This window comes from Sutcliffiella horikoshii (assembly GCF_021991925.1).
GTDB classification, from domain to species: domain Bacteria; phylum Bacillota; class Bacilli; order Bacillales; family Bacillaceae_I; genus Sutcliffiella_A; species Sutcliffiella_A horikoshii_F.
The window spans coordinates 275,790-287,306 of sequence record NZ_RXZI01000002.1 but is presented as its reverse complement, the minus strand read 5'-3'; the positions used below and the strand labels follow the sequence as shown (position 1 = coordinate 287,306).

General features: G+C 50.0%; 12 protein-coding genes. All 12 read right to left on the bottom strand.

Going from position 1 to position 11,517, the window contains the following annotated elements; translation table 11 throughout:
* Window positions 1-8 precede the first annotated feature (8 nt).
* Complete coding sequence (locus EKQ44_RS06810; protein ID WP_237662805.1) at window positions 9-239, bottom strand: DUF1146 family protein; 231 nt, start codon at window positions 237-239, stop codon at window positions 9-11.
* Window positions 240-373: 134 nt separating this feature from the next.
* A complete protein-coding gene (gene nuoN, locus EKQ44_RS06805; protein WP_237662804.1) occupies window positions 374-1,903 on the bottom strand; it encodes an NADH-quinone oxidoreductase subunit NuoN in 1,530 nt (509 codons plus the stop codon).
* Window positions 1,904-1,910: 7 nt separating this feature from the next.
* Complete coding sequence (locus EKQ44_RS06800; RefSeq protein WP_237662803.1) at window positions 1,911-3,449, bottom strand: NADH-quinone oxidoreductase subunit M; 1,539 nt, start codon at window positions 3,447-3,449, stop codon at window positions 1,911-1,913.
* Complete coding sequence (gene nuoL / locus EKQ44_RS06795; RefSeq protein WP_237662802.1) at window positions 3,446-5,314, bottom strand: NADH-quinone oxidoreductase subunit L; 1,869 nt, start codon at window positions 5,312-5,314, stop codon at window positions 3,446-3,448. The genes EKQ44_RS06800 and nuoL overlap by 4 nt, the downstream gene beginning before the upstream one ends.
* A 308-nt stretch (window positions 5,315-5,622) precedes the next feature.
* Window positions 5,623-5,937, bottom strand: a complete 315-nt coding sequence (gene nuoK / locus EKQ44_RS06790; protein WP_010200357.1) for an NADH-quinone oxidoreductase subunit NuoK — start codon at window positions 5,935-5,937, stop codon at window positions 5,623-5,625.
* A complete protein-coding gene (locus EKQ44_RS06785) occupies window positions 5,934-6,473 on the bottom strand; it encodes an NADH-quinone oxidoreductase subunit J (protein WP_237662801.1) in 540 nt (179 codons plus the stop codon). Before EKQ44_RS06785 ends, nuoK begins: the two co-directional genes overlap by 4 nt.
* On the bottom strand, window positions 6,470-6,889 hold the full coding sequence (gene nuoI / locus EKQ44_RS06780; RefSeq protein ID WP_047970231.1) for an NADH-quinone oxidoreductase subunit NuoI: 420 nt from the start codon (window positions 6,887-6,889) through the stop codon (window positions 6,470-6,472). Before nuoI ends, EKQ44_RS06785 begins: the two co-directional genes overlap by 4 nt.
* A gap of 222 nt (window positions 6,890-7,111) precedes the next feature.
* Window positions 7,112-8,122, bottom strand: coding sequence for an NADH-quinone oxidoreductase subunit NuoH (nuoH, locus tag EKQ44_RS06775; RefSeq protein WP_237662800.1), 1,011 nt, complete (start codon window positions 8,120-8,122; stop codon window positions 7,112-7,114).
* Window positions 8,122-9,222 carry an NADH-quinone oxidoreductase subunit D gene (locus tag EKQ44_RS06770; protein ID WP_237662799.1) on the bottom strand — a complete coding sequence of 367 codons (1,101 nt, stop codon included), beginning with the start codon at window positions 9,220-9,222 and terminating at the stop codon, window positions 8,122-8,124. Before EKQ44_RS06770 ends, nuoH begins: the two co-directional genes overlap by 1 nt.
* 3 nt (window positions 9,223-9,225) lie before the next feature.
* Window positions 9,226-10,632, bottom strand: coding sequence for an NADH-quinone oxidoreductase subunit C (locus EKQ44_RS06765; protein WP_237662798.1), 1,407 nt, complete (start codon window positions 10,630-10,632; stop codon window positions 9,226-9,228).
* Between the two features lie 2 nt (window positions 10,633-10,634).
* Window positions 10,635-11,147, bottom strand: a complete 513-nt coding sequence (locus EKQ44_RS06760) for a NuoB/complex I 20 kDa subunit family protein (RefSeq protein WP_010200368.1) — start codon at window positions 11,145-11,147, stop codon at window positions 10,635-10,637.
* Entirely contained in the window at window positions 11,138-11,512 is a 375-nt protein-coding gene (locus tag EKQ44_RS06755; protein ID WP_010200369.1) for an NADH-quinone oxidoreductase subunit A, read from the bottom strand. The genes EKQ44_RS06760 and EKQ44_RS06755 overlap by 10 nt, the downstream gene beginning before the upstream one ends.
* Window positions 11,513-11,517: the final 5 nt, after the last annotated feature.

The window sequence follows — 11,517 nt, the reverse complement described above, 5'->3', positions numbered from 1 at the left end:
TTCTAGTTTCACCAGATCATTGGTAGCCTCTGGGACAGGAACAGGTAGTCCAAGAAGAAGTTGCTTACTGTGGATCCGATGGCGATGGTGACTAGGATGAGTAGCAGTCTGATTTGGACGACTTTGTTTGGTTTCATCCATTTTTCGTATTGGATGGCTTGGAGCGCCCACCATGTGATGCTGATGAATAGTAGGTGGGAGATGATGCTGACGAGTGCTTGTACTCCGATATCAATCATTGTGAAAGCAGCCTCCTCTTTATTTTCCACTAAAGTGTTTTAGTTTCTTCCTATAATAATACACATGAAAAAGAAGGAGCTCCCCGACTCCTTCTTTTCTATTAAATCATATACCCCGATGTGGTGACAATTGGCTAGTTGTCTGTTACGAAGATATCCAACAGGATGTCAAAGTTGTTGCCGAACATATCTATGGCAAGGCCTGGAAGGATTCCGAGCACCACTGTAGCAACCGCGCACACAATGACGGTGATCCAGATTCCAACAGGAACGTGAATCTTTTCTTGGCTTGCCGCTGGGCGGAAGAACATTTGTGTCATGATACCGAAATAGTAAAAGTATGAGACGACGGTGGTCAGGATCAAGACGGATGCCAAGACGTAGGCGTTGTTCGGTTCGGAAACGGCTCCGACGAAGATGGATAGTTTTCCGATGAATCCGGCTGTTCCCGGGATACCTGCCAACGAAAGCAGGAATACCGACATCAACACTGCAAGCAGTGGTGAGCGCTGGTACAGTCCAGCAAATCGGCTCAGATCCTCCGAGTCATCTCGTGCAGTGACCACCTGCAATACCGCAAGCGCCCCGATGTTCATAAACAGGTAAGCAACCAGGTAGAACCACATGGCTTCAAATATGAAAATGAAGTTTACAGTTGCCAGCGGCACTAAAAGATAACCGGCGTGGGCCACACCTGAGTAGGCGAACATCCGCTTGACGTTGCGCTGGCGCAGAGCAACGAAGTTTCCTACTACCATGGAGGCCACGGCCAATACTGCGATGAATTCTCCCATCGAGAACAGCATGGATGAGCCTTCTGCTGAGCGGGTTGGGAAGAATAGAGTCACGAACAGGCGCAGGACGATGATGAAGCCTGCTGTTTTGGATACGACTGCAAGGAATGCCGTTACTGGTGTCGGCGCGCCTTGGTAGACGTCCGGTGCCCACATGTGGAATGGTGCGGTCGCAAGCTTGAAGGACAAGCCGACGAACATCATCATGAAGGCGATGACAAGTAGGAATTGCATGTCGCGTGCGTTGATTTGTGAAAGTGCCATCCACATTTCCTGTAGGTTGGTGGTGCCGGTCAGACCGTACACGTAGCTCATCCCGAACAGGGTGATGGCGGTGGCGATTCCGCCGTTGATGACATATTTCATGGCCGCTTCGTTTGATTGCAGGTTCTTTTTGCGCAGGCCTGCCAATATGTAGGAAGCCAGGGACAATAATTCAAGTCCGACGAAAAGTGTGATAAGGTCGCCGCTTGAAGACATGATCATGGCCCCGAGGACGCCGAGTAACAAGAGGTAGAAGAACTCCCCTCTGTACTCCCGCAATCCTTCTTTTGGCTCGTAGCTGATGGCCATGAGCATCACGAAGGCTGCTCCGACTAGTATCAAAGTTTTGAATGCCATCGCGAAGCTGTCGAGTCGGTAAGTTTCGTAAAGGATGGTGGTGACTTGCATTGGATCTTTGTCGTACATGCCCACCAAGAATCCGAGGGCTACAAGGATACTAGCGAATCCGAGCCAGCCGAGCAGTCTCCGGTCTATTTTTTTCGGTAAAAATAAGTCCAGTAGTGAGAGAAGGGTTGCTACACCAAGGATGATGAATTCCGGTGCCATGACGCTCCAATCAAAGCTGAGTAAGGTTTCTAAATCCATCTCCTTTTCACCCCCCTATCCCTAAAATGATGGTCTTGATGGTATCTTGCAACGATGCTGCGAGAATGCTTGGGTATACTCCGATCAGGATGATGAAGAATAGCATGGCGAATACGGGAATGTATTCGACTCCGCGCAGGTCCACCACTTTCTCGCCATAGCCTGCCGCTTTCGTGCCGAATGTCATTCCGAGCACGGCGCGCAGGAGGTAAGCCGCTGTTAAAATGATGCCAAGGGTCCCGACTGCCGCGACGATCGGCATTTCTTTGAAAAGTCCCATGAAGGCAAGGAATTCGCTGATGAATCCGGACATGCCAGGCAGGCCGAGTGAGGCCATGGCGCCGACAAGGAAGAATCCGGCTGTGAGTGGCATCGCTTTTGCGAGGCCTCCGAGCTTGCCGATATCGGTGGTTCCGGTGCGTTCATACATGACTCCAATCAAGAAGAACAGAAGTGCCGCGATGAAGCCGTGTGAGACAACCTGGAAGATCGCGCCTTGGATTCCCGCTTCGTTCAGGGCCGCAAGTCCGATCAGCACGATCCCCATATGCGAGATACTGGAGTAGGCCAGCACCATTTTGAAGTCTGTTTGGATGAGTGCGAGAAACGCTCCGTAAAGGAGATTCACAACCCCCAAGATTGCTAGAATGAAAGCGAGCTGGTCGAATTGTTCCGGGAAGATTCCCACTCCGAAACGGATGAGACCGAAAGCTCCTATTTTTAATAATACGCCGGCGTGCAGCATCACGATGGATGGCGGTGCTTGCACGTGGACCTTCAGCATCCAGCTATGCAGTGGCACAATCGGAAGCTTGACGCCGAATGCGACAAGCAATGCGATGAGAAGCCCCATGCGCAAGTCATCTGACACTTCACCGAGGAACATGGCGTCGCTGTTGCCGGTGAACATGGCCGTGATTTCGGCGATATTCATCGTTCCTGTTTTGGTGAAAAGAACAACGAACACAATTAGTAGAATGGCAGAACCGAGACCATTGTAAATAAGGAAACGGTAGGCTGCACTTTCTTTTTCAAAATAGCCCCACTTACCGATGAGGAAGAACATCGGGATTAAGGTGAGCTCGAAGAAAAAGAAGAATAAGAGCAGGTTTTCCGCTGCAAAGACGCCGAGCATCCCAATTTGTAATAGAAGGAAGAGGATAAAGTAGCCTTTCCATTCTTTTTTTACATGGATGCTTGCGATGGCGGCAAGGGTGGAAAGCACTGCCGTAAGCAGGATCATGACAAGTGAAAAGCCGTTGATTCCAAGCTCGAAGGAGATTAGCTGGTAAACTTGTGCGCCATAGATGTCATTGGTCAGCCCTTTGTTGCCGAATGTGATCCATTCGCGCTTGACTGCAAATTGCTCAAGACCTGCCCCCGCCTTGTACTGCCAGAACGCGATTAATGCGAGCACCAAGGATGGCAGGGTTGCGAGGAAACCGACGATTTTGATGGCTTCCACGTTTGTTTTTGGTGTAAAAAGAAGTACCAAGATACCTAAAAGAGGGGCAAAGATCAACGCTGTCAAAAATATGCTGTTCATCCGATGTACCCCCCTGTGAAGACGAAAATGATGATGAGAATGGCGAGCCCGACAAACGCGACTGTTCCGTATGTCTGGGTTTGGCCGTTCTGCACTTTGGCTCCAAGTCTACCGATCTGTTGGGACGCCGCGGCGATTCCCTTCATCGTTCCGTGGACAAGGAACTCGTCAATGTATTTCAGGAAAAGACTGATGACGCGGGATCCGTAGACGAACGTCATTTTGTAGAATTCATCGACAAAATATTTGTTGCGCAAAATGCCGTATAGATGCGGTGCGCCTTGGCTGAATGTTTCGCGCGCGATGGAGCGGCGGAAGTAGATCAGGTAGGCGATTCCGATTCCGGCAGCCGACACAAGGATGGCGGCGATCATGATCCAGAGAGGTCCTTCGATGTGTGACGGACCGTATAGGCTGGTCCCTTCTGTCAGCCAGTCTCCGAGGAAATGGCCGAACCAAGGTGTGTTCATGTAACCCGCTACCACTGCGAGAACGCCAAGCACGATCATCGGAATGGTCATGACAGACGGCGATTCATGGACATGTCGCTGGTCTCCGCGCGCTTCGCCTGTGAAAACAAGGAAGAACAGTCGGAACATATAAAATGCCGTGAAGAATGCGGCAATCAGTGCCAGTAAAAATAGAAACGGATTTCCGTTCACCCAGGCTGCAAGGAGGATTTCCTCTTTACTGAAAAAGCCTGAGAACAATGGAACACCAGTGATGGCAAGCGTTCCGATTAGAAAAAGAATGCCGGTGGTGCGCATTTTTTTCCAAAGCCCGCCCATCTCGTCGATGTTTTGGTTGTGGACGGCATGGATGACACTTCCTGCTGCAAGGAACAGCAATGCTTTGAAAAACGCGTGTGTAGTAAGGTGGAAAACCCCTGCCACATAGCCTGCAGAACCGAGCGCGAGCATCATGAAACCGAGCTGACTGACGGTGGAGTAGGCTAGTACCCTCTTAATATCTTTTTGCACAAGGCCGATTGATGCCGCGAATATCGCGGTGAACGCACCGACGATCGCAACGGTCATCATGGCTGTTTCGCTGGCGTTGAATAGCGGAAACAAGCTTGCCACTAGGTAGACCCCTGCTGCAACCATGGTCGCGGCGTGGATGAGGGCGGAGACAGGTGTTGGACCTTCCATCGCATCAGGTAACCAAGAATGCAACGGGAATTGACCTGATTTCCCCATGGCCCCGATGAAAATAAGGATGGCGATGAGGGTCAGCATGCCTGCGGATATTGCGCCAGCATTGACTGCATCAAAAATGACATCATATTCGAAGCTGCCGACTTGCCAGAATAATAGGATGATCCCGATGAATAATCCGACATCCCCAATACGCGTCATGATGAACGCTTTTTTGGCAGCGGCTTTTGCTTCGTTTTTATGAAAATAGAACCCGATGAGCAAGAACGACCCTACTCCGACAAGCTCCCAGAAGATGTAGAGCTGAAGCAGGTTCGGTGACATTACAAGTGCCAGCATGGCAAAGGTAAACAGGCCCAGGTAGGCGTAGAACACGTGGTACCTTTCGGTGGCGTCCATATACCCTTTGGAATAAATATGTACGAGTAAGCTGACAAGTGATACTACGACAAGCATCAAGGCGTTTAATTGATTGACTTCATATCCCGCCGTCAGTACGACGTCTCCGATTTGGAGCCAGTCGAATGTGGCTTTGAAGGTTGGTGCTGAAAACCGCTCCCATAGTGCCATGAGGGAAAAGATGAGTGATAGACTGATGAGTGCGATTCCGAGGAATGCGCTCGATTCTTTCATTCTTTTGCCGACTAGCAGTAGTAGGATAAAGGAGATCAGCGGAAAAAGCGGGATGATCCAGGCATTTTCCATCATTGTATCAAGTCCCCTTCTTTTACGCAGCTTTGTGTTTGTGGCTGCGTTTTTGTGCAAGCTGGTTGCGGAGGTACGTTTTGTTATCTGGTAGACTCCCTGTTGATTTCCGTTCCGTGTGTTCGCTTTCCGCGGGACGGTGCTTGATCCTCCTCACTTTGTTGCGGGGTCTCAAGCAACCGTTACCTCCCCGCAGGAGTCTCACACCCTGCACTGCGATCAACAGGGTGAACTGGCATAGAATTCTTGGTATCTATTTTTCTTAAACAATCTTTGAAGATAAATCACATTTGCAGCCATCAGCTAGATTATTAGTTCTTCAACGTATTCATTTCGTCGATGTTGACGGTGCGCCGGTTGCGGTAGAGGGCTATGAGGATAGCCAGGCCTACTGCGGCTTCTGCTGCTGCGACGGTGATGGTGAACAGGGAGAATACTTGCCCTGTGATGGACGGTGCGATGCCGAATTTGCTGAATGCGACAAGGTTGATGTTGACGGCGTTCAGCATGAGTTCGATACAGATCAGGACGATGACGGTGTTGCGTTTGGTGAGTGCCCCGTAAAGTCCGATACAGAATAAAATAAGTGCTAGTACCAGGTAGGCTGATAATGGAACTCCGCTCATTCCTTGGTCGCCTCCTCTTTTACAACGTCTTCGTCTTCATCATCCCTTCTTGCCAGGATGATCGCTCCGACAAGTGCCACGAGCAGGATTACCGATGTCAGCTCAAATGGTATGACGTATTTTGCATAGATGGCTACACCGATCTGTTCGGTATTGTTCACATGCAGGTCGGCTGATTCTTGGGAACCAAGGTCAAGGCTGTACAGTCCGAAATACATGACTGCCGCAAAGCCGAGCACCCCTGCGCCGACGAGTATTTTTCTGCCGAGTCCGGATGTTTCGGATTCGTCGTTGTGACGGGTCAGCATGATTCCGAACAGCATGATGATGGTGATGGCTCCGGAATAGATGAGAATCTGGACAGCCGCTACAAATTCAGCGGAGAGCATGACATAGATGCCGGCAATGCTGATGAAAGTGAACACTAGGGCTACAACCATGTGTACGACCTTTGTCAGGTTCAGCATGAGCACTCCACCAGCGATCGCAGCGATTGCAAGGAATAGAAATGCGATGAATTCACCGGTTATGGTCATGCTTTATTCTCCCTTCTGATGTTCGTATCATTTTCATCGAGCCATTGCAGGTCTTTGAAAAGTCGATCACGGCTGTATTCGGCAAGCTCAAAGTTGTTGGTCATGATGATTGCTTCTGTTGGGCAGACCTCTGTACAGAGATCGCACAGAATACAGATTTCGAAGTTGATATCGTATGTGTCGATGATTTTCCCTTTTTTCGTTGGATCCGGATGTTTTTTTCCGGTAAGCTGGATGCAGTCTGTTGGGCAGATGTTGGCACATTGGTTGCAGACGATGCATTTTTCCGGGTAGAACTTTTGGATGCCGCGGAACCGGTCCGGTAGTGGGAGCGGCTCGTTTGGGTAATCATAGGTGACTTTTTTCTTGGTTAAGTTTTGTAGGGTATATTTTAAACCTTTTGCAAGACCGCGCATTTCGCTTCACCCCTATTCTTCCGTTACCCTTTTTAGTAATGAAAGTGAGTTTTGTTATTGATTAAACACCGCTGGTGATTTCCGCACCGGGCTTCGCTTTCCACGGGGCGCTTGTGGAGCCTCCTCGGCTTTGCCTGCGGGGTCTCCTCTAAGCGCTACCTCCCGTAGGAGTCTTCGCCCTGTGCTCCAATCACCAGCTATAGACCTCTCTAAATTCTGGAGTTATTTAAAAAACAATTCCTTCATGATCGCTGAGAAAAAGATGTTCGCCAGTGCTACTGGTAGTAGTACTTTCCAGCCGAATTCCATGAGTTGGTCTGCGCGCAGACGCGGGAATGTGACACGGATCCAGATGAGCACGAATACGACGACGCTGAATTTTAGCGCGAACCAGACGGCGCCTGGGATGAATCCGAGGAACTCGAATGGTGGCAGCCAGCCTCCCAAAAATAGGACGGTTGTGAGTGATGCCATCGCGAATAGATACACATATTCCGCAAGCATGAAGAATGCCCAGCGGAAGCCGGAGTATTCGACATGGTAACCTGCGACAAGCTCTGATTCCGCTTCTGGCAAGTCAAATGGTGTACGGTTCAACTCTGCTACAGAAGCGATGACGAAAATAAGGAAGCCGACTGGTTGCAAGACGATGAACCAGAATGTTTCGCCTTGTGCGGCGACGATTTGATTTAGGTTAAGGCTTCCCGCTAGGAGGACAACCCCGATTACGGACATGACAAGCGGCACTTCATAGGAAATCATTTGGGCCGCTGCACGCATGCCTCCTAGCAAGGAGTATTTGTTGTTTGATGCCCAGCCTGCCGCTACGACGCCGACCGTTGTGATACCGGAGATGGCGATGTAATAGAGCAAGCCCACCCCGATGTCCGCAAATTGGAAGCGGTCGGTGAACGGGATGGTGGCAAGCACCATGAACGCCGGTGTGAAGGCGATGACTGGTGCAATGATATATAACGGTCGATCCGCAAGTTTCGGGATCGTGTCTTCTTTTAATAGAAGCTTCAGGACGTCGGCCACTGTCTGGAGCAAGCCCCAGGAGCCCCCGACCTGATTTGGTCCCATTCGTCCTTGCATGAAGCCCATTACTTTACGCTCGGCAAGGATTCCGTAGGTTACGAAGCCTAGGACGGCAAGCAGCAGTGCCGTTGCCAATCCGAAAAAGATGAAAAAGTTCGTCCAGGATGGTGATGAATGCAGTAATCCTTCCATCATTAGCCATCCACCTCCCCAAGGACAATGTCAATTGCCCCTAAAATGGCTATCAGGTTCGCCATGTTTTCGCCTTCTAAAAGCTTCGGTAGAATCTGCAGGTTGTAAAAGGACGGACGGCGGAATTTTAGTCTGTAAGGTTCTTTTTTACCGTCACTGGCAATGTAGCAGCCGATCTCACCGCGTGGGGATTCGATTCGTACATATGCCTCTCCCTTTGGCGCCTTGATGATCCTTGGCACCTTTGCCATGATCTCACCTTCTTTCGGGAACTGAGCGACTGCTTGTTCTATGATCTTCAGGGATTCCTCGATTTCCTCCATGCGGCAATGGTAACGCGCCCATGCGTCCCCGCCTTCACGGGTCGGCACGTCAAAGTCAAAACGATCATAGATGGAATAAGGCTCATCTTTGCGAAGATCCCACTTTACGCCGGTGCATCGGAGGTTCGCGCCACTCAGGGAGTACGCAAAGGCATCCTCCTTGGTGTAACGGCCGACTCCCTTCACACGGCTCATAAAAATTTCATTGCCTGTTACAAGGTCATGGTAGCCTTTCAGCTGCTCCCTCATATATGGGACAAACTCTTCCACTTTCTCGATCCAGCCCTCAGGCGCATCCCACTTCACCCCTCCAACACGCATATAGTTGAAGGTAAGGCGGGCACCTGACAGCTCATTTAATAGATTGATGATCATTTCGCGCTCACGGAACGCATATAGGAACGGACTGACCGCCCCGATATCTAGCAAATATGTACCATACCAAACTAAGTGACTAGCAACACGCCCAAGCTCCATGGCAAGCACCCGGAGGTATTCCGCACGGTCTGGGATCTCAAGCCCCATCATCGTTTCCACTGCGTGACAAAGCACATAGTTGTTGGTCATGGCGGATAGATAATCCATCCGGTCCGTGTACGGGATGATTTGTGTATATTGGAGGTTCTCCGCGAGCTTTTCGGTTCCGCGGTGAAGGTATCCAATGACCGGTGTCGCTTCCTTGATGATTTCCCCATCGATTTTTATGACAAGTCGGAACACCCCGTGGGTACTCGGATGCTGTGGTCCGACATTCAGTAGCATTTCCTCTGTGCGGATCATCTGCTACACCTCCACATCGTACGGCTCATAATCTTTGCGCAGCGGATAACCAACCCAATCATCCGGCATCATGATGCGCGTCAAGTTCGGATGTCCTGTAAACTGAATGCCAAGCAGATCGAATGTCTCCCGCTCCGGCCAGTTTGCCCCTTCCCATAATGGTTGCAAGGACGGGATGACCGGGTTTTCCCGATCTATTTTCACCTTCAAGGCGACAGACTGCTTGTTTTTATAAGAATATAAGTGGTTATAGATTTCCATATGCGTCTCAAAGTCCGTGCCGTGCATTTCTGATAGAAATTCAAACGTCAGCTGCTCATTGTAACGCAGGAATGATGCTACTTTAAAATAGTTCTCCGGTTTCGCGACAAGTGTCGGCACATCTTTGGAAAGCGGGTTGATGTATGCGTCTTCCAATGTGTTTTCACCGAGGTTGTCGTTGATTACTTTTACGTATTTATCTAGATATTTCTGGTTTGGTGATGGTTGGGCTGGTGTTTCTGTTCCATCTCCTGTTGTGCCTGATGCTGCTCCTTTGGCTTTTGCAGCAGCGGCGGCTTTTGCTTTGGCTGCTGCGGCTGCCTTTGCTTTGGCTTTCGCCGCTGCGATGGCTTTGGCTTTTTCGTCTTGCAGGTCTGTTGAGTCTGAGTCTGCTTGGGTGCCCTCTGTTGCGCCGTCTCGCTGTTGTTTGGCTAGTGCGGCGGCTTTGGCCTTGGCGGCGGCTGCGGCTTTCGCTTTGGCTGCTGCGATGGCTTTTGCTTTGGCATCGCCCCCGTCGGTTGCTGGTGCTTCGCCTGCCTCGCGTTTTTGTTTGGCCAGTGCGGCGGCCTTTGCTTTTGCCGCAGCAGCTGCTTTTTTCTTCGCTAGATCTTTTGCATCGTCAGTGACGGAGGAATCCGTCGTGGAGTCTGTGCCTTCTTCTGACGCTTCGGCTGCTGCTTTTGCTTTTTGTTTGGCTAGTGCGGCGGCCTTTGCTTTTGCCGCGGCAGCTGCTTTCTTTTTGGCTAGCTCTTTTGCATCGTCTGTGTCGGTGGTTTCCGACTCAGACGCGGCTTGTTCTTTTGCTTTTTGTTTGGCTAGTGCAGCGGCCTTCGCTTTGGCTGCTGCGGCTGCTTTCTTTTTTGCTAGCTCTTTTGCATCGTCTGTGTCGGTGGTTTCCGGCTCGGAAGCGGCTTGTTCTTTTGCTTTTTGTTTGGCTAGTGCAGCGGCCTTCGCTTTGGCTGCTGCGGCTGCTTTCTTTTTGGCTAGCTCTTTCGCGTCGTCACCAGCCGGTGTTTCGGTTGGTTCTTCTTTATTTTGAGAAGCCTGCGCTTCCATCTTCTTTTTTGCTTCTAATTTTGCAAGTGCGGCAGCTTTTGCTTTGGCTGCAGCCTCTTTCTTTTTCTCTTCCAGGCTTTTCTCATCGCTCACTGCTAGATCACCTGCTTCCCTGTCTTGGCTTCGTAGCGGATTTTTTCACGGAGCTTGTTGATTCCATAAATAAGAGCCGCTGGGTTTGGTGGACATCCCGGTATGTACACATCAACGGGTACAATCTGGTCCACTCCTTTGACAACGGCATAGGATTTGATATATGGACCACCCGCAGTTGCACAGGATCCCATCGCAATGACCCACTTCGGCTCAGGCATTTGATCATACAAGCGCTTCAACACTGGTGCCATTTTTTTCGTCACGGTACCAGATACGATCATACAGTCGGACTGACGCGGAGATGTACGAAAGAAGGATCCAAAACGGTCGAGGTCGTAATGGGACGATCCCACCCCCATCATCTCGATTGCACAGCAAGCTAGACCGAAAGTCATCGGCCACATCGAATTGCTGCGGGCCCATGCTTTCAGCTCCTCCAATGTTGTCAGGAAGACTGTCTGTTTCAGCTCTTCCATCTCCTCTGGTGATATACTCTCAAGATTTAGATCCATTTCAACACCTTCTTCTTCCATGCGTAAATTAATCCGATCAGTAGTAAAACTACGAAAATAAGCATTTCAATCAGTGCAAAAATCCCCAACTTCTCGTATGCCACCGCCCATGGATATAAGAAAACCGTCTCCACATCGAAAATGACAAACAACAGGGCAAATATGTAATAACGAACATTAAACTGAACACGTGAATCATGAAAGGGATCAATTCCACTTTCATAGGTCGTCTGCTTTGCTGCTGATGGCTTATTCGGACGCAAAACCCGTCCAATAGCAAGCGCCACGACCGGAAGCAATACCCCTAGAGCCAAGAATACAACCACTATCAAATAGTTATTTTGATATAAGTTTAGTAGATTCATGCCCG